The following is a 24,730-nucleotide window of genomic DNA, read 5'->3' on the forward strand; positions in this document are numbered from 1 at the left end:
GAGGATTTTCTTATAAACCGCCGCCGTCCGAAGTAACGGTAACGGGAATGTCCAGCGAAACAAAGTCGGCATGATCGCCGTGCAGTACTTTAAAAATGAATACCGTACTGCCTGCTTGGAACCCTTTTACTCTGAACGCCCATCGACCGTCGATTTGATATTGGATAATGTCGGCAATTTCCGGATGCTTGGATTCCCAGGCAAAAACATACTCCTGCTCATTGGGCTGAAAAAGATCGCCGTCTTCGGCAATGAGATAAAACTGCATGGCGGGTGTTTCGGTTCGCTGTTTAACGGACAAGGAACCGGTCACCTTGTTTTTTTCGGCGCGAACCAGCTCGTTTTCATTCAGTTTGATGACGCAGCCGACCGCGCGCGTATGTTCTCCATGATCATGATCCGAAACCGGATTCTTTTCTCTGCTGCAGCCGGCAAATATCGAGACCACAAAGGCTGAAATGCCGATAAAAAAGTAAAGTCTGGACATGGTTGCTCTCCTTGTAAGAGTTCTGGATTAATTTCGAGCGCTTTCAATGAGATGGTTTTAAGCGCAAAAAGTTCCCTCTACGCCTATTCTTATAGATCGCGGCCTCGAAAGGAAAAAAAGTTATTATGACGACGAGCTTTAAAATTCGAAAATTGGGGGAGCGCGTGTCTTTTGAGACTGCGGAATGATCGAAACGGCAAGGGTATAGTCGATATCAGGGAAAAAGTTCGTATGCCGAAAATAGATGACAAAGACGATGGAGACGAACAGAGCTGTACTGAGAATCGCCTGCAGCTGATGCGCCGGACAGTCATAATGCTCGTAAAAGTCGGCATCGTGATTGTGGAGCAGTTCGGCTCCGGAAGCAATCAATAACAGCAGCAGGGCAAGGGTTCCGGCCGCCCCTCTAAAAATTGCTGAATTAAGCAGCTTCAAGTGTCGACCTCGTTGCCGCTCCTTCATCCCGCCGAAAATCCCGTCTTTGCTTTCAGTTCTTCGAACCACACCATCTCGCTGTCCGGCAGACAGGCATCCAATGCGGCAAGCTCCTGACGCATCGCGGGAGCTTCCTGAGAGAAATGCGGATCGGCCAGGCACAACTCTTCATATGCATCGGCGAGGTCGATCAATATCTCTTCGGGAAAAGCCTCGCCGAGTCTCCTCGTTCGGTTCAGCATAAAGACATGGCGCAAGAGATGGAAGTACACGGCTCGCGCCTGGCGGTATTTCCCTTCGATACGAAGCAGTTTGGCGCGAACGGTCAAAATCTGCACGGGCACGTTCAATTCACGAAAGGAGAGATTCACCTGCTCGGGAAAGGTAAAAACAGCGTCCACCTCTTTTTGCAGTGCGGCGAGTTCATCGGCCCCTTTCGAATCGGTGAACAGGCTGCAAAGCTCGGGAAACGTCTCGCATAACAGCAGCAACGTTTCCGCCAGCATCTCTTTGTCCTTGGCGCGAACAGCTTTCCGCAGAGAATCGATGTTGACAAAGCTTTCCGGCTCGTTAGCCCAGGCGATCAAAAGCGCCGTCTGATGCTCGCAGGGGCCGCTGCCGATCTGACAGGTGCAGCGTCCGAACATTTGTCCCTTATCAATCACCACTTCGGCAGAGGCTTTTTTCTCGCCGATCACCACACCTTTGATGCCCACCGCGGTATGAAAACGGCTTCTGACTCCCCCGAGTCGATAAAGAGTCTCCCCTCGTGCAAAGATTTCCGAATCGACAAAAGCTCGTATATCCGGCAATGTGACCGAATGAGGCACAGCGGCTCTCCGATCTAATTCTGCGCTGCTTTGAACGCCTCCCGCGCTGCCTTGAGGATCATTCGATTCAAATCTTTATCCATTTTGGGCTCGTTGCGGTCGCTGCGGTTCTTGCTTTTCACATCGCTGAAATGAGTTTTAACGTCCATGCAGACCTTGACCGTCGGAGTCACTGGAATGTGCTGATGATCGCGATGCTCGAAATGGAGGACAAAGCCGCTCTTTTTATGATCTTTGATCTCTTTTACTTCGGCCCAAGGCACAAAATAGTACATCGGTTTGAAAAAGCGGCGCTTCGGCGGCGGGCAGCTTTCTTCCCATCCGAAATAGGGATGGATGTGCACAACACCCTGAGTCGTAATTTGATAGGTAATGCCTTTGACGATGCAACGGAACCAGCTGTCGATGATGCCGCCGATCCATACGGCGAAAAAGACCACGCGGGCCGCCTTTTGTGCAATGTCCGGCAAACCGACGGCGATAAAGAAAATCGACGTTAAAATACCAAAGAAAAACCCTCCGAACAGCCAGGAAAATATCTTGCCGATCAGACGTTCAATGTCCCGACGACGCCATTCGATGACCGTTTGGCCGAAAGACGGTTCTTTGGACTTGTGCCAATGCTTCATGTTGGTCTCCGGTTTTTCCCCAAGCCTTCTCGTACCTCAAAAACCACAGCAGAGGACGAATTTCGGCGCGGCTTTTTTCAATATATCAAACCGCTCGACGAGTTTCAAGGGATTTGTTCGATTGTAAAGGGTATGAAAAAAGAACCGCCGCATTTTGCGGCGGTTTGATGGTGAAACAACCTCAGATGGCAATACCGAGACGGCCGAAGGGGGAAATGAGGGAAAAGAAAGGGCTCGAAGGCGATCCTGCCGGCCGGACATCGTGATGGAGAATGGCCTGCTTGAGGTCCTCGGCATTGCGGCCTTCGAATTCGAGATAGACGGAACCAATCTCAAAGGGTGTGTGCGCATCGCTGCCGGCGGTGACGGGCAGCTTGAGCTTTTGTGCCAGCACCTCGGCCATTTCATTGTCGCGTTCGTTAAAGATCCGACCGTTGCGGACCTCCAATGCAATGCGCTGCCAATCCACGATATGCTCAAAGGCGCGAAACTCTCTGCGACTGCAGAAGGGATGAGCGATGACAGCCAGGCCGTCCTGTTCCGCGATCTCGGCCAGCAGCGCCGGCAACTCCCGACTGCGCAACGGCTGCTTGAGGAAAAGTCCAACTACATCTCCGGCTGGAAACTTGCCGTTCCAAAGCCTGATCTCCTGGCCGAGCACGACTTCCACGCCGTAGTAAGGTCCCTTTTCCAACAGCTCCGACCAGGCGCCGGTCGAGTCGTGATCGGTGACGGCAATGATATGCATGCCTTTTTCGGCGGCGGTCTGCAGCACCGTCGCCGGTTTGGTTACCGCATCCGATGAGTAGAGTGTATGAATATGAAGATCAGCCTTCTTCATCTCCTTACTCCTGTCTGTTAAGCGTATATGAAGTTACAAAGCTCGTGCCTGCGTATCACCATGAACGATATGAAATTGACGTGTTAAGAGAATATTAAAATCAATAGGTTGCAAAGAGGATAAAGACAAGGAATTCGGATGGAGAGCGTAAAGAAGGCATCGAATTGACCCGCAGCCCCTGCACCTGCATGCCGGCAGGGGCTGAAGGCTATTCGACTTTGATCAACCGATAGGTGCCGTCGCCGGTTCGGTCGGCAAAATAGTAGCGGCGGTTCAGGCGGTTGTAATGCCAGACTTCCACGGCCCGGACGGACATTTCCATTTCCTGCCGATCTACTGCGTCCGGCGGACCGTAAACGAGATAGATTCGGCCGCGATCCGTTTCCCAACCCTGTCTGCCGGCCGAGACTTCGCTAAAGTTCATATTGCAGAAATCGATGCGGCGAAAGTATTCCTCCCGCAGCTCGTTCCTTTCGGTGGCGGGCGTGGGGTCGCGCTCTTTCCAAAACTGCTCGTAAAGTCGTCTCTTTTCCTCGGGGTCGGCTTGGCGCATGGCGTCGATCGTCCTCTTGCGGGCAATGACGGCCAATTGTTCGATCGCCAGGTCGATATTATTTTCGCGCAGGGTCACATTTGACCAAGAAACCGAAAACAGGCGCTGTACTTTAGCCGATTGAGATCCCCAAACCGCATTCACCAGCAGGCCGTAATCCCCCGGCTGCGTCAAATGTTGACGGAACGGAATAAGAACCGGAATGGTCGATCTGTCGCGCACCGCGTAGCTTTTCTTTCCTTCAAAGAGCTTTTGGTTCTTTCCAAAGATGACCGTCTGCACCTGAATCGAATCGGCAGAATGGGGCGGATAGATTTCGACATAAGCGGAAAAGGCGGAAGAGAGATCGTTAAAGAGGTTGAGCACGTTGGGTCGAAAGCTGCGGCCGCTTTGCGTTGAATCGACGCGATCGAGAAAGACGAGGTCGCTAAGGTGGAGGCGGTCTCTGTTGAATTGACGAAAGGTGCAGCTTACCTCTTCATTAAGCTGTTCGTTCGATTCAAGATCGATTAAACGAATCAGTCCCAGATAGCGACCGGGCGCCAGCGAAAAAGAAAAAGAATGATGATGCGGATTTTCGCGCGAATTGGTTTCCGCAAACGTGGCGACGATTACCCGATGGCTTTGGGATTGTTCCGCCAGCAGTTCCTGTTTGTCGTTGCGGATGACGACATTCAGCTCGTAGCGCGCACGGAACGTGCCCTCTTTGGTCTTGATGAACGTCAACAGATCGTTGACGACCTGCAGATGGAATTCCATGAGACTCTTGGTTTGATCCGTCGAGTCGGCGAAATTGTAGGTCTGATAGACGAAGAGATTCTTGCCGAACATGGTCTTGCGACGGGAGGAGGCCATGTCCCGGACCTGCAGCGCCTGAATCGGCTCAATAAGAGTCGAAATCACGATAAAAAGGCAAATGAAAGCTTTTCTCATTTTCTCCTCAAGTTCGGCATTGGCTAAAAATCCGCTCCCAGAGACCACAGCACCTGCATGTCTTTGCTTGTGCTGTAAAAGTTGGTCGGCCAGGCAAAGTCGACGCGCAGGAGAAAGATGCCCAGATCAATGCGCAATCCCCATCCGATCGAGGCGTAAAGATCTTCTGCCTGCAGCAGGCCGTTGGGGGCGCGTTTAAAGAGAGTAAGATTCTGCTGCTTAGACTTGTCGGACGTCGGTTGAGGTTCGCTGCGATACAGAGCGACGTTGTCGCCGCGATCCCAGGCAAAGCCGGAGTCGAGAAAGAGGGCGCCGGCAAGATTTCCCAGCGTCAAAGGAAACGGAAAGCCGAGCTGCAGATAGCGCACAAAGGGGAACCGGAACTCCAAGTTGGTGAGCAGGAAGCGGTTCCCTTCGATGGCATAATAACCGGCGCCGCGGAGCGGCATCTCGAAGGACGCAAAATAAATCTCTTCGATGTGATCGACGCGGATGCCGCCGTTGTAGCGATAGTTGATCCAGTTCGGCTCGCCGCCCAGAAAGAACTTTTGCGGGTGTTTGCCGAAACTGGCGCCCGAAGCGGCCCGCAGGCTGATCACATAATCGCGGTAAAGCTTGAAATATCGCCGCCAATCGCCGCGCAGAGTGGTGAAATCGATGCCGTTGTCGCCAAGCTGGGGACTGGAGCTGAGGCTGACTCCCCACCGCGTGCCGTTGACGGGACCCGTATAGCCCCAGATGGTGTTGTCGACCGTATAGGTAACGTCGCCCAAAAGGAAATAGCGGTTGGTGGGAGAGATATAGCCGCGCCTGGCCAGCCAATCGACGTATTCATCGGGCAGATCAAGATAGTCGCGGCTGATGCCCATTAGAGTCATGCTGCCGCTGATACGGCGATAACGATCGAACGGATTAGAGCCCATGATCGACAAGCCGTAGTTGCGGTCGCGTACCCAACCGGCGTTGGGCGAATAGAAAAAGTAGGCGTTATGATAGACGCCGCCGCCCACATCCAGCCGTCGTTTTAAATAGTAATAGACTACGGCATAATCGGCGTTCTTGAAATCGCCGTAAAGATTGAGCGCAAGATTGATGCGATGGTCGCCGAGCACATCCGACAACATGATGGTGGTATAGCCCTGCGTGCCGAAAAACTGATCATAGCCGACGCTTCCATAGACCAAGTCGGGTGTAAACTTGACCTCGTAATTGGAGACTTTGAACTCGCCGGTGGGTAAAAAGTAGTCTGTGGAATCGAGAAACACCTTGTGCTCGTTGATTTCGATTTCGCCGTCGGCAAATTTTTCATCAAAGACGAACGTGCGGTATTTTTCCAAGTCCCGATTCGGCTGCGGTGCAGGAGAAACGGGTTCGGCCGTTATTTTGGGCTTTTCCTGCAGGCTTTGCACGAACTGCGTCGGACGGACGGTCACATCTCCAGGCTGAATTTCGAGGGGATTTCGTAGGACATAGACATCGTAACCGGCATAGTAAAAGGAGGTAAAGGCCAGCTGATTTCGGCTGCCGCCCCAGCTTGGCAAATAAGCGCCGGTGACCACATTGGTTATCGGCCATTCCTCGCCGTCAATTTGTTTCAAATAAATGTTCGATACGCCCGAACGATCGCTGCTGAAGGCGATGGTGGTGCCGTCGGGAGAATAAACCGGCGAACGGTCGAGAAACGGCGAATCGACGATCTTGCGCAGCCCGCGGCCGTCGGCGCCGATCTCAAAGATGTCATAGTCCTTCATGTTCAGCTTTTCGGGACGAAAGTTTTGCGGCACTTCGGTCAGATAATCGTTGCGGTCGCTGGCAAAAACCAATTTGCTGCCGTCGGGTGACCAGCAGGGCTCGACATCGCTGAAAGGATCGTCGGTGATCTTGCGCAGAGAGTTCGTATCGAGGTTATAGGCATAAATATCTGATTGCCCATTTTTGACGCCCATAAAGGCAATTTCGTCGCCCTTTGGGCTCCAGGCGCTGTTATAAATGCCGTCCAAGCCGACGGCAATGCTGCGCACAATTTTCCTCTTTTTAACGTCCACAATGTGCAGCTGATCTTCGGCGCCGGCTTTGGCGGAAAAGACGAGAAAACGGTCATCCGGACTCCAATCGATGCCGCGTCCGCGCAGCCAATGCAGCTCTTCGAGGTTTCCGGCGCGCTGGCCCCTTACCACCTTTGAAAGAATGCGGCCGTCGATCGTGCCGGCGATATAAATGTCGAAATAGTCATCCTTATCCGACAAAAACGCTATCTTGTCGCCCTTTTTGCTGATTGCCGGGCTGGTATTGACAAAGTTGTTCCATTTCCGATGATCGGTGATTCTCTTGGCAATTTCCTCCGGCTCCTTGCGGTCGGCGATGTCCGGCCAATAGAGCCGTTTCAGATAGAGCTGCCACCGCTTGGTCAGTTCCTTTTCCTCGATGCCGATCGCCTGCTTCATGCCGCGGTTTGCGCCTCTGTTCATCTTCATTTTATTGATCAGTTCGCTGATCTTTTCTTCGCCGTAAGTCTCGGCAATATAGCGCAAAACCGATTGGCCTCCCTTGTAAGCCAAAAAGCCGTTGAGATAGGGAATTTCAGGCAGATAACCGTGTACGGACGCATCGCGCATAAACATATCGCTTTCGATGTCCCAACCGCGGCTTTCATATTCGGCCAAGCCTTCGATCAACCAGAGCGGCAGCTGAAACTGCATGATGCCGCTGATAATCGATTGCGTGCCCGCTCCGTACACCATCTGCAGCATAACGGCATGCGTCAGTTCGTGGTGAATCACGTGGCGAAATTTTTCCCACTCTCCTTCATAGGGAATGACCACGCGGTTCTTAAAGAATTCGGTAAAGCCGCCGACCGTTTCTTCGGGCGGACTGAGATCGACGTTGGTTTGACCAAAGTCGTTGTGACTGTTATAGACGATGATCTTGACGCGGTCCAACAGCTCGAAACGCAGCAGGCCGCTGATGGAGCGGTAGCTTTCCTCGCCGACTCGAGCCGTAAATTCGGCAATTGATTTTCCTCCTTCCGTAAAGTAAATGTCAAAATGCTCCGACTGCAGGTATTGCCATTTGAACACCGTGGTCTGCACTTTATTTTTGCCGAAATACTGCGCTTGCGCAACAGTCCACAGCACCAAGATGGATACTATAAACAAATTGACACGGCTCATCCTGATTCTCCCTATCGGCCTTTGCAGGGCTCTTTTAAAATATTTAATGAAAAAAACGGGAAAAACCAAATCGTTCCTTTTCAGCTTTGTTCTTTAATAGGTTTGTCTTGTTTTTTATTTCCAAATTTATTTCCGAAAGTGTTACTTTACCGTATCGACTGAGAAATAGAACGCCGAAATTTACCGCAGGTTGCATCGTTACGGAGGATAAAATGAAAATAAAACTTTTGATCTGGACGGCGGCGGTTCTGCTTACTCTTTTTTCCGCCCTATTTCAACGCTTAACCGGCCCCACTTACCCCTTGAAAGGCCGATTCACCTGGGACGGCAAAGACTATGCGTACAAGTTTCCGCGCACGCATGCCGGCGCAGGCGGGCAAATTGTGGCAATTCCTCTTTTGCCTCAATCCGATACCGCGCAATTGGTGTGGAAACGCTATAAAACCAATGACGAATGGACGCGGGTGGAAATGCAGCGACAGTCGGATGTGATGACGGCCGAATTGCCTCACCAGCCGCCTGCGGGAAAACTGGAATATCACATCGAAATCCGACGCGGCGATGAAATCCTTCTTTTACCGGTCAAAGAAAATGTGGTGATCCGCTTTCGCAACGACGTTCCGGCCTGGGCATTAATTCCGCACATTCTGCTCATGTTCTTTGCCATGCTTTTCTCGACGGCAACCGGCCTTTCCGCTCTTACGCGTTCGCAGCCGCTCGCCGGCAAGATCAAATGGACTCTCGTTCTGCTTTTTGCCGGAGGATTCATTTTCGGACCCTTGGTGCAAAAGTTTGCCTTCGGCGAATGGTGGACAGGGTTCCCGCTCGGCACCGATCTTACGGACAACAAAACCTTGATCGCCTTTCTCGTTTGGCTCGGCGCAGGATACCTAGTCCGCAGGAATCCGCAGCGTCGGTTTGTCGTCGTTGCAGCCGCGGTCGTCACCCTGATCGTATTTATGATTCCCCACAGTCTTCATGGCTCGGAGCTGGATTACAGCAAGCTTGAAAAAGAAGGGCAAGCTGTCGTCATAAGGCAACAGGAATAAGCCGATTGTGCGACAGCCGGTAGGATGCAGCATGACAGGTGTATCTGACGCAATTTCTTAAAAGTTCATACCGGTTTGTCAACTTGACAGAGGCAAGTAAAGCGAAAGAAAAAGAGGTCTAATTTTGTAACTCTATAAAAATTAAGTCGAAAAGCCTTTTCTAGAAAGCCGGCACGCAACTTGAATATCTAAGGGCAGCAAACCAAAAGAAGGAGATGAAAAATGTATTACCGGCCTTATAGAATGGGATGGGGCGTTCAGAACGACTTGGATCGCGGATGGCGGGCGATGCAGGATGAAGACGAGATGGAGTGCCGCGGAACCTGGATTCCGGCGGTCGATATTCGGGAGCGCAAGGATGCCTTTGTGCTGATGGCCGAGCTGCCCGGCATGAAGCGTGAAGACATCCGGCTCACCATTCGCGACGGCATCCTGGAGCTGAGCGGCGAGAAAAAAGCCCCGCAGCTTCAGGAAGATGAGCGCTATAACCGCAAGGAGATTCGTCACGGCAGTTTTTGCCGCAAGTTTTTGCTGAACACGGACATCGATTCCGCCAAGGTTACGGCAACTTTTCGCGACGGCGTGTTGGAGCTGCTGTTACCGAAAGCGGAAAAGATGATTCCCAAAACGATCGAGATCAAAGGCGAATAAGAAAGGAGGGTGAGTCATATGGCAATTGTCAGATGGCGTCCTTTCCGTGAGCTGAATACCCTGCAAAGGGAGATGAACCGCATGTTCGAGTCCTTCTTCCGTGACTTTGAAGAGGAGAGCGGCGGCGAGCTCGCGTGGTACCCGAGCATCGACGTCAAAGAGACCAACGACAAGGTTGAGGTCTTTGCCGAGCTTCCCGGCATGCGTAAAGAGGACATCAAGGTTTCGGTTCGAGACAATGTCCTGCAGATCTCCGGTGAGAAGAAACGGGAAGAGGAAGAGAAGGATGCCAACTATCATCGCATCGAACGGGTTTACGGTACCTTCTCCCGTACCATCACTCTTCCGGCGCATGTCGAGATCGGCAAAGTGGAGGCCTACTTTAAGGACGGTGTGTTGCGTCTGACTCTCCCCAAAGCGGAAGAAGAGAAGCCTCGTCAAATCGAGATCAAATAATTATCTCTATTGCGGCGCGGATGAGTTTCTCATCCGCGCTTTTTTTGTTTTTGGGCGGAATTAATGACCATCTTTGATTGAAAACAAGCGACTCAGATTTCTTGAGAATATCCTCCATTTATTTTTTCATGATTTGATGTCGCCTGTCCCTTTTTCATTCCCTCGCACTCACAAGAAAGTTTTAATCAGCATTATTGAGATGATGTAAACAAAGCACTTTTTCTGTCGTGTATTTGATTCTCAATAAATATTTTTTTCTCTATGGCCTCCGTGCCTCCGCGGCAAAAGCAACCGTTAAACCAAGATTAAAAAAATTTGAAATAAGGAAAAATAAAAGTCAGTTAAAATGATTGGAAAACAAAAGGCACAAAGAAAAGCACTTTTCCTCCTATCCCGAGCACTGATGTCCCCCCTCGCCGGTTGCTAATCCCCCTACGCGGCCGGCGCGGTGCTCGGGATTTTTATCCCGGCCCTGTTGCCTACTCCAGCCGCCTATAAATTTGCTGTTCTTGGAAAGTGACCAGTGTTCGGGGAGGAACGGAGGAGGTGATCCACGTATTGGCGCCTATGATGCAGTCCTCGCCGATCACCGTCTCGCCGCCTAAAATGGTTGCGCCTGCATAGATCGTCACGCGATCGCGGATGGTGGGGTGGCGTTTGCCGCCTTTGACCAGCGTGCCGTCGCTTTGCTTCGGAAAACTCAACGCCCCAAGGGTGACCCCCTGATAAATTTTTACATTATTGCCGATTTCGGTCGTTTCGCCGATGACGACGCCGGTGCCATGATCGATGAAAAAGCTTTTTCCGATCGTCGCGCCTGGGTGAATGTCAATACCGGTGCGTCGATGCGCCCACTCGGACATAACCCGCGGAATGATGGGGATCTCCATGCGATGGATCTCATGTGCGATGCGATGCGTGGCCACGGCGATCACAAAGGGATAGCAGGAGATGATCTCTTCGATGCTTTTGGCTGCCGGGTCGCCCTCGTAACCGGCGCGAATGTCCAGCTGCAGCATCGAGCGGATCTCCGGCAGTGCCGAGATCAGGCGAAGAGCCTTTTCTTCGCAGGTGGTGCGGCTGATTTCACCATGATAGGCGCCGATGGATTGCGCATAGCGACAGGCGCGCTTGAATTCTTCGATCAACTGCAGAAAAAGTCGGTCTATGGCGCTTTGCACGAAAAAAAGAATGTTGGCGCGCGCCGGAACCCGATGTCCAAAGTAACCGGGAAAGAGAATTTCCAAGAGGCCGTCCAATATCTCAAAGACGGCGGCCGGGGCGGGCAGATTGGCGCCGTCGATGCGGTTGATGCCGCCGTCCCTTTCATAAGTATCGACGATCGCTTCGGCAATTTGCGTCAGCCGATCTCCAACTTCGTTCATAACTTCCTCGCGATCAATTAGAATGGCACCGCTCACAATCGGGATGCCGCTGCAACGTCCAACAAAAAAAAGAGCCTGCCGTTGGTCGGCCGCACTTGTAAAGCCGGCAGCGTCGGATCCTGCTCTTTGAGCAGTCGCCTTACGGTTTCAGCCTTTTCCTCGCCGCTGATTATAAAAGCAATGTTTTTCGCCTGATTGAGCAGGGGCAGCGTAAAGGTGATGCGCCAACTCGACAGCTTTTCTACAAAATCCGCGGTCACCAAACGCCGATTCTCCAGCAGCGCTTTGCCGTTGGGAAAAAGCGAGGCCGTATGGCCGTCGCTGCCCAGGCCGAGGAGAATTAGATCAAATCTCGGCACGGTCTCCAAAACGCCGAAAAAACCGCGGATGAGGGACTCGTACTCCATCGCCGCCTGATGCGCGGTCGGATATTGCGTGGGGACCGGAAAGTAATGCTCCTTTTCGATTCCCAGCGGCTGCAACAGCCTTCGAACGGCCAGGCCGGCATTGCTCTCCTGGTGATCGATCGGCACGAACCGTTCGTCGCTCCAAAAAAAATCGAAATAACTCCATTTTATTTCATCGCGTAAAACCAGATGGTCGTACCAACCGGCGGGTGTGGAGCCGCCGGAGAGGGCAATTGTGAATCGCCCGGACTTGGCAATGATTTCATCCGAGACCTCCGCCAGCCAATCAGCGGCAAAAGCGTAAAGGTCGTCACGCTCGGACAGAGTTATGATTTGCGGTTTCATGCAAAAACTCGAGCAAATGGTTACAGGTTTGGAGATAGAGCTCGTCTTGAACGACGGTATCCAACGCTTCGCAGAGGAGGTCGCCGGTACAGCGCCGAGGATGAGGGAATTCATATTCAGCGGTTATTTCGCCGCCAACCTGCAGCGAGGCGGTAAAAACATTCTTTTCGGCGGCGAGTGTTAAAATAAAGCTTTTTTCATTTCGTTTGCCGAGAAATTTGATTTTCTGCACTCCCAAACCCTCACCCGGCAGCCTCCTAAGGGTGATTGCCGGAAGAGAACAGCCTCGACGGTAATGTAGGACCGTGTTCCAGCGCTCGACCGTTCCAACCCTGGAATTCTGCAGCGAAGCGGCGAGCCAAGCCGCCGTATATAGCGCCGCAAGGGCCGGTTTTTCTGCCGAGTAGTAGATTTCGATCTCCTGCAGCGCGGTAAGGAGCTGCAGATTCTCCACGCGGTCAAAGAGACGGGCCGTCGCCTCGCGCCAGTCCGCCGAGCGCAGCCATACAAGATCGACGACGCTGCGCTGCCGGCTTTGCTTTAGGATTTCCTTGAGGATGTCTGCAATCTCTTCGAGATTGTCAAAAGTATCGTCGGGCCGGACGACGAGCCGGTCGACATAGCGGAGCAGCGGTTCCAGGCTTTCCGGAAGGCTGTGAAAACGGTCAAAAGACCACAAAAAGACCGGCAGATCCGGCAACAGGAGCGGCAACACTGCACCGCTAATCCACTGAGACGGTCGGCGATTTGCCTGTAAAAAGATCGCCTCGGCTACAATAAGCTTATGACCTTCGGCAAACTCTTGGAGATAGGCATAGAGGCTTGCACTCATTTCAGCGGCTGATAAAGTCGGTTCCGCCGAAACGACAATAATTCGGCCCGGATGATGAGCAATGATTTCGGGCAGCTGCCGGCGAAGCTTTTGGGCGCACGAGGTCTCTTGACAAAGCACGACGAGATTTAGGGTTCCGGCTTTGAGCAAAGCCGCAGAGTCGCTGCCTGCAATTTCGCGCCAAAAACGCCGAAAGACCGACTCGATTTGCGGCGGCGGAATCTGCTCGCCAAGTTTTTGCTCGACGGCTTTCATAGACGTCTCCATTCCCTACCTTCGCGGCCCGGCAAGGCGTCCGCCTCCGGCGGCCCCCACGTCCCGGCAGGATAAACCGGCAAACTGCTCACCTTGGATTGCTGCCAATACCGGAAGATCGGCTCAAGAATTTTCCAAGACGTCAAGTTTTCGTCAGAGCGCGTAAAGAGCGTTGCGTCGCCGATGAGCGCGTCCAACAGCAGCCTCTCGTAAGCCTCGGGCGCCTTTTGTCCGAAACTGGTGCCGTAACGAAAGTCCATAGTGACCGGCCGAATGAGACTGGAGTGGCCGGGCACTTTGGAATCGAAGCGCAGCGAGATGCCTTCATCGGGCTGGATGCGGAGGGCCAGGACGTTCGGGCCGACCTGCTCGCGCGTCTCGCGGCTGAACATTTGCAGCGGCGCGCTCTTGAACTGCACCGCTATTTCGGTGACGCGCTTCGGCAGACGTTTTCCGGCGCGCAGATAAAAGGGCACGCCCGCCCAACGCCAGTTTTCGATCTCCAGTTTCATGGCCACGTAGGTTTCGGTCGTCGAGTCCGGCGACACGCCCTCTTCCTCTTTGTAGCCGGGCAACGGCTCGCCCATAATGGAACCGGCAATATATTGGCCGCGCACGACAAAATCGGCGATACGGCTTGGATCGAACTCTTTGATTGCGCGCAGAACTTTGACTTTTTCATCCCTTACCGCCTCCGAATCGATGGAAGCGGGCGGTTCCATGGCAAAGAGACAAAGAAGTTGAAAGACATGATTCTGCACGATGTCGCGGGTGATGCCTGTTTCCTCGAAAAAGTTGCCGCGTCCTTCGACACCGAGCGTTTCCGCAACGGTGATCTGAACATGATCGACGTAGCGGCGGTTCCAGATCGGTTCAAAGATGCCGTTGGCAAAGCGAAAGACAAGGATGTTCTGCACCGTCTCTTTGCCGAGATAATGGTCGATGCGATAGACCTGGTCTTCGCGAAACACTTGGCTGATCAAACGGTTGAGCTTTTCCGCGGTGGTAAGGTCTCGGCCGAAAGGTTTTTCGATGATGATGCGCGTCCAGCCTTTGGGACTGCGCTGCAGTCCCGCCTGACGGATGCCCTGCACGATGGTTTCGTAGGCCGAGGGCGGCGTTGCCAAATAGAACAGCCGGTTGCCGGGCAATTGGCAGCGTTCTTCGAGTGCTACAATGAACGCCGCCAGTCCCTTGTGCGCTTCAACGGTCGTAAAGTCGCCCTGGTGGTAGTGGATTCGTGATAGAAAGCTGCGCCTGTCTTCCAGGCTGCTGTCGCCGTGAAAAGTCTGGAGCGCAACGTCCAGATCGTTGCGGAAGGTATCATCGTTTTTTGGTCGTCGGGCAAAGGCAACAATTTGCAGCTCCGGAGGCAGCAGATTTTGTTGATAGAGACTGAAAAGAGAAGGGATCAGCTTGCGCTTGGTCAGGTCGCCGGTTGCGCCCCAAATGACCAGAACCGCCGCTTCAGCTGTCCGTCTGCCGCGCATTCCCTCTCGGAAAGGGTTTTCAAACGCTTCATCCATATCTTTATTCAATCACCTAAAATGATCATTTCAGGAAACCCCGCAATGCGGAGCGAGTTACAACAACAAGCATCGACATCGGTTTAATCCTTAAGGTGATGAATGAAAACTCTCCTAATGCACGCGATTCGGTTTATCGTTTTGTCGGCGGCGCTTTTTATGATTCTGGGAGTATTCGAATCGACCGGCGTCCAAGTTCATCAAATTAATATACAATCCCCCAAGTTAAAATCCAATCGTGAGGTCAGGCTGCTGCATTTGACGGATCTTCATTTGGCGCACTGGGGGAGGCATGAACAACACCTTTTGGCTCTTCTTTCCAGGCAGTCGTATGATGCAGTGCTGATAACCGGCGATTTTCTCAAAAACCGAAAATTGTTGGAGAATCCCGATTCTCCGGCGGCGCAGCAAGCCCTGGCGACGGTCGAGCAGTTTGTCCGTGCTTTGAAAGCGCCGATGGGCATTTTCGTTTGTCGCGGCAATAACGATTTCAGCAACGACAAAGAAAAAAGCGACACCTTATTGGAGCGACTCGAACGCAGCGGTGTAAAGGTTCTGGTGAACGAGGCGGTGTCGATTGCTGATGGGGCGGTAACCCTTTTGGGGGTCGATTTCCCATGGTTTTCACGCACCGAAGTCGCCGACTTTGCCGTCGTCGAATGCGAAGGGAATCGCGTCCTGCAGGCCAAGTCCTCGACTAAAAACTCTTACAGCCACCGGCTGATCGATAAAGGGCGTTCGAAGTGGCGGGATTACCGTTACTCCGGCAAGTTTCGCCTTTCCCAGCCGGAACGCGGCGGCATTGGTTTCATTTTCTATTCGCAATTCGACCGCGGTTGGGATCGCTTCTATCGGCTTCGCATTCGCGGCGGACAGGCAGAGTTCTGCTTTTCCCATCACGGCGCTGAAGCCGAGGGACAATGCTTTCCTTGTCGGCTCGTCGGCGATCGATGGTATTGTTTTCTTATTGAATGCCGCACCGAGGCTGCCGGCGCAATTATGCGCGGCAAGGTGTGGCCTGACGGAGAAGCCGAGCCCGACTGGTTGGTGAGCGCCGTTGAAGCCTCGGCGGTGTTTCAGGGCGGCACGGTCGGTGTGTGGAGCGCGGGCGAAGGCCTGCGCCAGTTCGATGACCTATGTGTTGTTTCCAGTATCGGCGATACGTTGATGTACGAGGATTTTTCTGCGACGGTCGTCGGCGGCGATCCCTACGGATGGGTTGATTACAATTACGAGGAACAGGCGCTGACCTGGTTGACGGATCATCTGCCGGATTCCACGCTGACGATCCTGCTGGCGCATTCGCCCGATGCGGTTCGTCAGGCCGAGGAGGCCGGAATTGACATTCAGCTAAGCGGCCATACCCACGGCGGTCAGGTCTGCCTGCCGTTCATCGGCGCGGTGCAGGCGCCGATCGCGCTCGGACGACGCTATGCGCAGGGTCTCTTCCACTACGGCAATACGATGCTCTATGTCAATCGCGGCATCGGCTCGGGCGATCTGCCGCTGCGGCTCTACTGCAGACCCGAGGCAACCATCATTGTTTTGCAGCCGAGGAGCAGTGCAAATTAGGCAGATGATCAAACCACTGCAGGCCGTTAGAAAGCAATGGGCACGCTTTATCAGATTTTGAGCCTTTTGATGATCAGGAGGGTTGCGTCGTCCTGGAGGGGCGAATAAGCGTCGAACGCCTGAACTTGATCGAAAATGCGTTCGCAGATGGCGCGGCTGGATTCTTTTTTATGCTCGCGAACTGTTTGGACAAGCCGCTCGATACCGAAAAAGCGATCAGGCGCGGTGCCTCGTTCGATGATGCCGTCGGTATAGGCCACCAGAATGCTGTCCGGCGGCATATAAACGTGCGAACGGGTGATCTTGAGTTCGGGAAAGAATCCTAAGGCAATGCCGCCCGCTTCCAGCCTGACGGTCGAAGTCTCGGTTATGAGGACCGGCGGCGGATGGCCGGCGTTGGCGTAAAAGAGGTGCCCGTCGTTTTCGAATTCGCCGATAAACACGGAGACAAAGCTGGTGGAGTAGGTGCTGCGCTGGATGACGCGGTTGAGCTTTTTCAGAGTGTGGATGAGGCGGAGTTCCTGCGCCAGCCCCATGCGCAGGCCGACAACCACATCCCTGACCAACAGCGCCGCCGGAATGCCATGGCCGGTGGCGTCGCCGATCGAAAAGCCGAAAGCGCCGTCTTCAAAGTCGTAAAAGTCAAAAAAGTCACCGCCGATAATTTCCGCCGATTGCGAAAAGGCATAGACGTCATAGCCGGAGATTTGCGGCGGCTGTGTCGGCAGGAGAGATTTGTGAATCTCTGCCGCCTGCTCCAAGCGTCCGCCAATCAGGTCGATAAAGATGCGGTAATTCAGCGAGAGACGTACGGCATTAAGGAGCAGCGTGATTTCTTCGCGTCCCCAGCCCGGCAAAAGATCGAAAACCAGCAGCCATTGCTGTTCTTGACTGTGCACCCAAATGGCGGCGACGTCGTGCGCAGGCTCGGCGACGAAAAAATGTCTGCTTAGATGCGGCTGATCATAGATGTAACTGCGGTGCTTGGCGGCCAGGACGATCGGCTCAGAGTCTAAAGGGAGGTGGGGTGTCCATCGATCGGTTGCTTCGGGAAAGGTCAGGACGAACTCGGCTCCGCGGAGCTCGTAAAGCCTGCCGGATCCGATATGCAGCCGTTCGCCGAAAACAGTCTCGATTCGACGAATGACATGCGGCAGCAGAGCGCCTTCCGGCTGTTCGATGCGAATGGTCGCGAGAAGTGCGTCCAACTCGCGATAAAAGCTTTTTGCGTCAATCATGCAGGAAAAGCAAGAATGGCTTGACAAATGAAGCGGCGCCGAATGGCTCGGCGCCGCATGTGGGATTATTTAAGCTTGAAAATGACGCCTGCGTAAATACCCAAATAGTCGAGGTCCCCAAGAGTATACTTGACCTCGGCAAAGCCGTCGAGATTCGGCGAGAGCTTGTAGGAGGCGCCGCCAAGCAAATGGATCGCCAAATCCAATTCGCTGTCGGAAGCTTCAACATCGCCGAAACTATAGCCATAGTTCGGCCCTGTATATTCGCTCTTCCACATCGAGAGATCAAAGCCTAATCCTGCACCGGCGTAGGGTTTGAAATCGCTGCTGCTTTCAAAATAATACTTGCCGATTGCGGCAAGAGAAAGAACGCTCCAACTCCATTCCCAATAGGCGCCCTCATTGTAGGCTTTGCGCCAGTAATCCAAATAGCCGTAAACTCGGACAACCGAAATTTTACCGAGATCAGCAACCGCACCAAAACCGATCGTATTATCCAACGGATCTTCCGGCATGATGAATCCCAATTTGCCGCCGATGCCCTTAAATCTGATGTCCGTCTGCGCTGAAACGCTGAGCGTCAAGGTCAGCACCACAAGCACCACAATTCCTAGTTTTTGCATCGCCACTCCTCCTCGGATTAGTATGGATTTTCTTTTGGGTATTGTCGAATACCTTGCAGCACAAAACATTCGGTCAAAAGCGATAATTCCCATTAATGTTATAACAAGGAAAATCGCTTGATTCAGCGTTTGCTTGTGAACCGACAAGAGAATATATTGAAAATAGCGGAAAACGAGTAGAAAAATCGCTTTTGAAATTGTCGAGAATAAAGTATGATGTATAGGAATTGGTTGCTCCATATTTTCTTTCAAAACATTGTCAAATAAAGCAGAACGGAATAGCTGGTTTTAAAGACAAAATGGGGAACGTGTCATATTCTATTGGCAATTGTTTTATCATGTCCTCTAGTTTCCTTAAAATCACTTGCAAGCGTTACGGCGGTTAAATCTGCCTTAATCCGATTATTGGGGCGCCGTCTTGCCGGCGCATTTATGCATCCGCAAGATGATGGTGAGATTCCACAATTTTCCATTGTTATTGTTAGTGTGCTGTAATAAGGAGGAACGTTATGAAAGCCATGAAAAATGTGCACTGGATCGGTGCCGGGCTGATGGTTCTATCCTGGGTACTTAATTGGTCGCTTTCCGGACTGCGGACACATTTGCTCTTCTTTCCGCTTTGGTTGGGTTTTGCATTGTTGCTCGACGGTCTCACCTTTGCCCGTACCGGCTCTTCGTTGCTCACTCGGTCGCCGCGGCGATATGCGGGACTCTTTCTCGTCTCGGCACCCGCATGGTGGCTGTTCGAACTTTTCAACCTGCGCACGCAAAATTGGTTCTATTTGGGAAAGGAATCATTCAGCTCCCTGGAATATGCCCTATTCGCTACGATCAACTTTTCCACCGTTATGCCGGCGGTATTCGGTGCGGCGGAACTTTATCGCTCGTTTAATTTCATTGGCGGGCAAAAGACATGGATTCGCGTCCCGACCGCACCGCGCAGTCTGATCCTTTATGCCGGCATCGGCTTTGTCATGCTGGCTTTGGTCCTAGGTGCGCCGCGCTATAGTTATCCGCTGCTCTGGACCTCTCTGGTGTTTATTCTCGAGCCGCTCAACTATCGATTGGGTGCAAGAACACTATTGGCAGAATTGGAAAGAGGCGATTGGCGCCCGGTCTGGTCTCTGTGGCTGGGGTGCCTAACCTGCGGCTTTTTTTGGGAAATGTGGAATTATCTTTCTTATCCCAAATGGATTTATCATACGCCTTTCGTCCAATTTGCGCATGTTTTTGAGATGCCCCTGCTCGGCTATTTGGGTTACCTGCCTTTTTCCATGGAGCTCTTTGCCCTTTATCATTTGACCGTACGTATTCTTGGTGGAGAAAGCCCCTATTTGCTTTTGAGCAAGAATTGAATTATGTTATCGGTGAGCTAATACGGAAAGAATTTATGGATTGGAATCTCGTTCTCCCCTTCCTCTTGTACTTGTCGGCGATGGTGGCGATCGGGCGTTGGTTCTACAGCCGCTCGCAGACCCCGATCGATTTTTTTCTCGGCGGTAGGGGACTCAATTCCTGGGCTGCGTCTTTGAGCGCTCAGGCTTCGGATATGAGCGGTTGGCTGCTCGTGGGTTTGCCCGGATACGCCTATCTTTACGGCATTGAGGCGCTGTGGATTGCTGCCGGATTGTGGCTTGGGACCTTTCTTAACTGGAAATTCGTTGCGGCCAGGCTGCGTACCCTCACCTTGAGCCGCGGCAACGCGATCACGCTCCCTCAATATTTCGCCAACAGCGTCGGCGAGCCTGCCCGCCTACTGCGCTTGATTTCTGCTGCTTTTATACTCATCTTTTTTCTCATCTACACCGCATCCGGATTTGCAGCGGGCGCCAAGCTGTTCAGCACCGTGCTGAACGTCTCTTATTCGGCCGGACTGCTTGTCGGCGCGGCGGTGATCATCAGTTACACTTTCCTGGGCGGGTTTTTAGCGGTATCGTGGACCGATGTGGTGCAGGGCACGATCATGTTTTTCGCCATTATTATTGCACCGCTGCTGGTTTTGGTAAAATTGGGAGGCAGTGAAACGGCTGCACGTTACTCTGCCATGGATTCTTCCTGGAAAAGTTGGATCGGCGCAGCTCATTCGGGTCATTCCGGTATTCGCCTGTTATCCTTGTTGGGCTGGGGCTTGGGTTACTTTGGGCAGCCGCACATTCTGGCGCGTTTCATGGCGATCCGTTCACCGCAACAGGTTCCGATCGCCCGTCGTATTGCCATGTTTTGGGTCAGCCTGTCCTTGACCGGCGCGGTGTGCATGGGTTTAATTGCGCGCCTTTATCTCTCGCCGGAACTTACGGGACAAGAGGCGGAAAAGGCGTTCATGATCGTCGTTCGCACGCTCGCCCATCCGTTTCTGGCCGGATGCCTGCTTTCCGCCGTCCTGGCTGCAATCATGAGCACGGCCGATTCGCAATTGTTGGTCGCATCTTCGGCGTTTGTCGAAGACATCTATCACACCCTTCGGCGTAAAAGTCCTTCGACCAAGGACCTTATGCGGATCAGCCGCGCCGCAGTTCTGATCATTGCCCTGGCCGCTCTGGCCATTGCCGTCAATCCCGAATCCGGCGTGTTCGATCTGGTTTCGTATGCCTGGGCCGGTTTCGGCGCCGCATTCGGCCCGCTGGTGTTGTTTTCATTGTACCGGCGCGACGTTTCGGCAAACGGCGCTTTGGCAGGGGTTGTCGTCGGCGGATCGACCGTGCTGATTTGGAAGCAGCTTTCCGGCGGTTTTTTTGACTTGTACGAAATCGTGCCCGCCTTTTTGCTGTCCAGCCTGGCGATCTATAGCGTCAGCCGTTGGGAAAAAAGATGATGCGGAGAAGCTGTGGAAAGACAATCCAATTAACTTGGCTGGAGGAATGACAAAGTTTTTGCTCCGTGACACAGTTGCAGAAATGGGTTTGCCGCCGCCTTTTCACGCCGGCGCAAACAGGTAAGCAATTGGGAGAAAGCCATGCTTAGGAAAACGTTGCTCTCTTTGGTTACGGTTTTCATTTTGGTGCAGTTCATTCCTGTAAACCGCAATAACCCGCCTATGGAAAAAGACCTGAACGCACCTGATCGAGTCAAAACCATCCTGAGGGTTTCGTGTTATGATTGTCACTCCCACGAAACCAAGTGGCCGTCTTATAGCCGTATTGCGCCGATTTCTTGGCTGATCGCTCATCATGTTCGTGAAGGTCGCGAATATCTCAATTTTTCACATTTTGAGAGCATGGATTCGACACAAAAGCGCTTGGCTGCGGTTCAAATTAAAAGAGAAATTGAAAAGGGAAGTATGCCCTTGGCTCCCTATGTGTGGATGCATTCGCAGGCCAAGATGACGCCGGAAAAACGACAGATTGTACTTGATTGGCTTGCGGCTTCTTTTGGCGCCAACTAAGAGATGAAAAAGATGCTGAAAATTGATATTTTTGAACTGCCGGTGCAGTTTGCGGCAGTGGAGTTGGCTGAAGTCAAGGTTACGGAAAATCAGACGGCATTTGCCCGCATGCTCGAGTGCGCCGAAGAATATGCCGAGCGTTACGCCTGGACGCCGCCGAGCGAGATTCCCGGCGTGCAGGCGGCGCGTCGCCTGTTTCACGCGGTCGGTATTGATCCCACCAAGCGGCGGCCCTCTTCCGAGGCACTGCTGCATCGGGCCCTCAAGCGCAAAGGATTCGAGTCAGTCAACGCCCTGGTCGACGTCGGCAATTGGTGTTCATTGGAATTTCTTTTACCTACCTGTATTTACGATGTCGCACAAATAGAGGGGTTGGTGGTGCTGCGCCGCGGACGGCCGGGTGAGCAGTACGAGGCGCTGAACGGTCGGCTGATGGAGTTCGAAGGCAAGCCGGTGTTGGCCGACGATTTGGGCCCTTTCGGCTCACCATTGACCGATTCTCAGCGTACGGCGGTTCGAATGCATACCCGCACCGCACTGCTGGGCATTTGGGCACCGCAGGATTATGACCGCTCCCTTTTGCTGGAGCAGGCCGAACAGTTTGCCGAGCGCGCGCTTCAGGTCTGCGGCGGCAAACTTGTCTCGTTGGCCGTCCTGCCGCCGGCAGCAACCCAGGCATCTCCGCTGTCTCCATAATTGTTTGCTTCGGACCCGTGTCTGATCGCTATAACTGTTGGAAAAAAGAATGAATTGTAAACATGCATCGCTGGTTTTTTGGGGGATTCTTGCGTCAGCGTTTTTATTTGTGATACGCTGCAGCTCGCCGGAAAAGCTTGCGGGCGAGGTTCAGGCGCCGAAGCCCCTGCCTGCCGGTTTAAAGATCGACTGGCCGAAGGAGGGAACCCTGTACCCGCCGGAAATGGCGCCGGCGAGCGTTATCTGGCGGCGCACTGCCCCGGTAAAGCGACAGCTGGCTTTCGTGCATGCCGGAGCCGAGCTGCTGTTCAGCGGTGAAGTGTCGGGAACGACCTGGCGTCCCGACTCGCTGCTTTGGGAGCGAATCAAGCAGCGGGCGCTCCGGCAGACGGTGACTGTGGCGGTGGTCGGCGTAAAAGGCAAGCGAATCGTCTGCGGCGACCGCCGCAGTTTTCGCGTTTCGCCGGACAGCGTGGGCGCGCCGATCTTTTACCGCGCCGTGCCGCTGCCGTTTTTTTACGCGCTGCATCATCTCAATGAAATCCGCTGGAAACTTGGGTGGATCTCTTCCGCCAAGCCCGCACCCACGCTCCTGACCAATCTGCCGCTGTGCGGCAACTGTCACAGCTTTTCAGCCGACGGCCGAACCCTGGCCATGGACGTCGATTACGCCAACGACAAAGGCTCGTACGCCATCACTGAGATCAGCGACCAGACGGTGCTTTCACCCGAGCAGATCATCACATGGAGCGACTATCGGCGCGAAGATCGGCGCCCAACCTTCGGCCTCCTGTCGCAAATCTCTCCTGACGGCCGCTACGTCGCCAGCACGGTCAAGGATCGATCCATTTTTGTCCCCAAAGACGATCTGCATTACTCGCAGCTCTTTTTCCCCATCAAGGGGATTATCGTCATTTATGATCGAGTCGAAAAGCGGTTCTTCCCTTTATCCGGCGCCGATGATCCGACCTATGTACAAAGCAATCCAAATTGGAGTCCTGACGGCCGCTGGATCTATTTTGCCCGCAGCCGCGCCTACAGCTCGGAAAGACTCGAGCAGAGCACTGAAGTCGTAATGCCGACGGAAGTAGCGGAAGAGTTTATCAGCGGCCGAAAAGAGTTTAAATTCGACATCTATCGTGTACCGTTCAACAACGGCCGGGGGGGGATTGCGGAACCGGTACGCGGCGCTTCGAACAACGGCAAGAGCAACTACTTCCCGCGCATTTCGCCGGACGGTAGACGGCTGGTCTTTTGCCAGGCAAACAATTTTATGCTGCTGCAGCCGGACAGCAGGCTGATGCTGCTTCCCATTGAAGGCGGCGAACCAAAGCCGCTCGCCTGCAATACCGATTCAATGAACTCCTGGCACAGCTGGTCGCCGAACGGCAAATGGTTGGCCTTTGCTTCCAAAGCGCGTTCGGCTTATACCGACATTCTTTTGACCCATATCGATGAGGAAGGGCAGGCTTCGCCTCCCGTGCTGCTCGATCACCTCGCCGCCGAAGGCTATGCCGCCAACATTCCCGAATTCGTCAACCGTCGGGAAAGGTGGAGCCGCATTGTAGACGGTTTTTCCAATCAGGCCCACTATTACTTTACCATCGGCCGCAACAAAATGGGGGAGAAAAAGCCGAAGGAAGCTTTGGAGGCCTTTGCCCAAGCTATTCGCCTCGATCCGACTTACGGCCGAACCTATATCTTAAAAGGGCACATCGAGTTTGCCAACGGTCTGTATGACGAGGCCCTACAGTCTTATCAGAGCGCCGCTCGCTACATCAAGGACGATTTTGATCTTTACCAGAATCTCGGCACAACATTGTACAAGCTGCGGAGATTCGATGAGGCTGTGATGGCTTTTTCGACCGCTTTGCGGCTTAATCCCAAGAGCGCCGATGCCTATTTGGGCAGGGGGCTGGCCTATGCTCAGCAGGAGAAATATGCGGCGGCGTTGAAGGATTACGACGCGGCCGCCGCGGCGGCGCCGAACAACGGCCGCATCTATCATGAGCGGGGCGTTGTGAACGCGCTGGTCGGCAACTTGGTGCAGGCGGAACAGGATCTGCAGACCGCTCATCGTCTGGAGCCGGAAAACGCGAGGACTTTAGAAAAACTGGGGGATATAAGATATCAGCTGCAGCGATACGCTCAGGCGGTGGAGACTTATACGCAGGCGATCGGTCTTGAACCGCAAAACGCCAAACTTTATGAGGCGCGCGGCGACGCCCGTTACAAATTGCGCGATCTGCAGGCCGCTTTGTCAGATTACGAGAAGGTTGTCTCTTTGAATCCGCGCGCCGGCAGCAGTTACTACCGACTCGGGGTGGTGCGGCTGGAACTGGGCGATCGTGCCGGCGGCTGCCGTGACTTGGCGACGGCGGCTCAGCTTGGGGTTCGGCAGGCGGAGGAGCTGCGCCGCAAATCGTGCCGCTGAG

Annotated in this window: 22 protein-coding genes; 9 read left to right on the top strand and 13 right to left on the bottom strand. The window is 53.3% G+C overall.

What is annotated here, in order from left to right; translation table 11 throughout:
• Nucleotides 1–10: 10 nt before the first annotated feature.
• From ONB24_07820 to ONB24_07850, 7 genes are all read right to left on the bottom strand, one after another.
• Nucleotides 11–487: a hypothetical protein gene (locus tag ONB24_07820; protein ID MDZ7316014.1), complete on the bottom strand. Its 477-nt coding sequence runs from the start codon at nt 485–487 to the stop codon at nt 11–13.
• Nucleotides 488–625: 138 nt separating this feature from the next.
• The gene (locus ONB24_07825) at nt 626–922 is read right to left on the bottom strand and encodes a hypothetical protein (GenBank protein MDZ7316015.1); all 297 of its coding nucleotides are present in this window, start codon (nt 920–922) and stop codon (nt 626–628) included.
• Between the two features lie 23 nt (nt 923–945).
• Nucleotides 946–1,752, bottom strand: a complete 807-nt coding sequence (locus tag ONB24_07830) for a hypothetical protein (GenBank protein ID MDZ7316016.1) — start codon at nt 1,750–1,752, stop codon at nt 946–948.
• A 14-nt stretch (nt 1,753–1,766) separates the two neighbouring features.
• Nucleotides 1,767–2,381: a hypothetical protein gene (locus ONB24_07835; protein ID MDZ7316017.1), complete on the bottom strand. Its 615-nt coding sequence runs from the start codon at nt 2,379–2,381 to the stop codon at nt 1,767–1,769.
• Nucleotides 2,382–2,562: 181 nt separating this feature from the next.
• Nucleotides 2,563–3,222: a PHP domain-containing protein gene (locus ONB24_07840; GenBank protein MDZ7316018.1), complete on the bottom strand. Its 660-nt coding sequence runs from the start codon at nt 3,220–3,222 to the stop codon at nt 2,563–2,565.
• 208 nt (nt 3,223–3,430) lie between these two features.
• A complete protein-coding gene (locus ONB24_07845) occupies nt 3,431–4,708 on the bottom strand; it encodes a GWxTD domain-containing protein (GenBank protein MDZ7316019.1) in 1,278 nt (425 codons plus the stop codon).
• A gap of 23 nt (nt 4,709–4,731) precedes the next feature.
• Nucleotides 4,732–7,878: a BamA/TamA family outer membrane protein gene (locus ONB24_07850; protein MDZ7316020.1), complete on the bottom strand. Its 3,147-nt coding sequence runs from the start codon at nt 7,876–7,878 to the stop codon at nt 4,732–4,734.
• A 212-nt stretch (nt 7,879–8,090) separates the two neighbouring features.
• Between ONB24_07850 and ONB24_07855 the strand changes: the two genes are divergently transcribed.
• The 3 genes from ONB24_07855 to ONB24_07865 all read left to right on the top strand — a co-directional run bounded on the left by ONB24_07855 (nt 8,091) and on the right by ONB24_07865 (nt 10,034).
• Nucleotides 8,091–8,927: a hypothetical protein gene (locus tag ONB24_07855; protein ID MDZ7316021.1), complete on the top strand. Its 837-nt coding sequence runs from the start codon at nt 8,091–8,093 to the stop codon at nt 8,925–8,927.
• A gap of 222 nt (nt 8,928–9,149) precedes the next feature.
• On the top strand, nt 9,150–9,578 hold the full coding sequence (locus ONB24_07860; GenBank protein MDZ7316022.1) for an Hsp20/alpha crystallin family protein: 429 nt from the start codon (nt 9,150–9,152) through the stop codon (nt 9,576–9,578).
• Nucleotides 9,579–9,596: 18 nt separating this feature from the next.
• Nucleotides 9,597–10,034: an Hsp20/alpha crystallin family protein gene (locus tag ONB24_07865; GenBank protein ID MDZ7316023.1), complete on the top strand. Its 438-nt coding sequence runs from the start codon at nt 9,597–9,599 to the stop codon at nt 10,032–10,034.
• Between the two features lie 479 nt (nt 10,035–10,513).
• Here ONB24_07865 and ONB24_07870 read toward each other — a convergent pair whose 3' ends face one another.
• The 4 genes from ONB24_07870 to zwf are packed head-to-tail and all read right to left on the bottom strand — an operon-like array spanning nt 10,514 to nt 14,748.
• The gene (locus ONB24_07870) at nt 10,514–11,419 is read right to left on the bottom strand and encodes a serine acetyltransferase (GenBank protein MDZ7316024.1); all 906 of its coding nucleotides are present in this window, start codon (nt 11,417–11,419) and stop codon (nt 10,514–10,516) included.
• 32 nt (nt 11,420–11,451) lie between these two features.
• The gene (gene pgl / locus ONB24_07875) at nt 11,452–12,171 is read right to left on the bottom strand and encodes a 6-phosphogluconolactonase (GenBank protein MDZ7316025.1); all 720 of its coding nucleotides are present in this window, start codon (nt 12,169–12,171) and stop codon (nt 11,452–11,454) included.
• Nucleotides 12,137–13,258, bottom strand: coding sequence for a glucose-6-phosphate dehydrogenase assembly protein OpcA (locus ONB24_07880; protein MDZ7316026.1), 1,122 nt, complete (start codon nt 13,256–13,258; stop codon nt 12,137–12,139). Before ONB24_07880 ends, pgl begins: the two co-directional genes overlap by 35 nt.
• The gene (gene zwf, locus ONB24_07885) at nt 13,255–14,748 is read right to left on the bottom strand and encodes a glucose-6-phosphate dehydrogenase (GenBank protein MDZ7316027.1); all 1,494 of its coding nucleotides are present in this window, start codon (nt 14,746–14,748) and stop codon (nt 13,255–13,257) included. Before zwf ends, ONB24_07880 begins: the two co-directional genes overlap by 4 nt.
• Before the next feature lie 138 nt (nt 14,749–14,886).
• On the opposite strand from zwf, the gene ONB24_07890 reads away from it, so the two are divergent.
• Nucleotides 14,887–16,356, top strand: a complete 1,470-nt coding sequence (locus tag ONB24_07890) for a metallophosphoesterase (GenBank protein ID MDZ7316028.1) — start codon at nt 14,887–14,889, stop codon at nt 16,354–16,356.
• 50 nt (nt 16,357–16,406) lie between these two features.
• Here ONB24_07890 and ONB24_07895 read toward each other — a convergent pair whose 3' ends face one another.
• Together ONB24_07895 and ONB24_07900 are read right to left on the bottom strand one after the other, a co-directional pair.
• Nucleotides 16,407–17,594: a serine/threonine-protein phosphatase gene (locus ONB24_07895; protein MDZ7316029.1), complete on the bottom strand. Its 1,188-nt coding sequence runs from the start codon at nt 17,592–17,594 to the stop codon at nt 16,407–16,409.
• Nucleotides 17,595–17,659: 65 nt separating this feature from the next.
• Nucleotides 17,660–18,217 carry an opacity family porin gene (locus ONB24_07900; protein ID MDZ7316030.1) on the bottom strand — a complete coding sequence of 186 codons (558 nt, stop codon included), beginning with the start codon at nt 18,215–18,217 and terminating at the stop codon, nt 17,660–17,662.
• Nucleotides 18,218–18,726: 509 nt separating this feature from the next.
• Here ONB24_07900 and ONB24_07905 point away from each other — a divergent pair.
• From ONB24_07905 to ONB24_07925, 5 genes are all read left to right on the top strand, one after another.
• Nucleotides 18,727–19,572 carry a hypothetical protein gene (locus ONB24_07905; GenBank protein ID MDZ7316031.1) on the top strand — a complete coding sequence of 282 codons (846 nt, stop codon included), beginning with the start codon at nt 18,727–18,729 and terminating at the stop codon, nt 19,570–19,572.
• Nucleotides 19,573–19,607: 35 nt separating this feature from the next.
• Complete coding sequence (putP, locus tag ONB24_07910; protein MDZ7316032.1) at nt 19,608–21,029, top strand: sodium/proline symporter PutP; 1,422 nt, start codon at nt 19,608–19,610, stop codon at nt 21,027–21,029.
• Nucleotides 21,030–21,170: 141 nt separating this feature from the next.
• Nucleotides 21,171–21,599 carry a heme-binding domain-containing protein gene (locus ONB24_07915; GenBank protein ID MDZ7316033.1) on the top strand — a complete coding sequence of 143 codons (429 nt, stop codon included), beginning with the start codon at nt 21,171–21,173 and terminating at the stop codon, nt 21,597–21,599.
• A gap of 12 nt (nt 21,600–21,611) precedes the next feature.
• Nucleotides 21,612–22,295 carry a phenylalanine--tRNA ligase beta subunit-related protein gene (locus tag ONB24_07920; GenBank protein ID MDZ7316034.1) on the top strand — a complete coding sequence of 228 codons (684 nt, stop codon included), beginning with the start codon at nt 21,612–21,614 and terminating at the stop codon, nt 22,293–22,295.
• Between the two features lie 49 nt (nt 22,296–22,344).
• On the top strand, nt 22,345–24,729 hold the full coding sequence (locus ONB24_07925) for a tetratricopeptide repeat protein (GenBank protein ID MDZ7316035.1): 2,385 nt from the start codon (nt 22,345–22,347) through the stop codon (nt 24,727–24,729).
• Nucleotide 24,730: the final 1 nt, after the last annotated feature.

The sequence above is a fragment of the candidate division KSB1 bacterium genome, assembly GCA_034505495.1.
Taxonomy (GTDB): domain Bacteria; phylum Zhuqueibacterota; class Zhuqueibacteria; order Residuimicrobiales; family Krinioviventaceae; genus Fontimicrobium_A.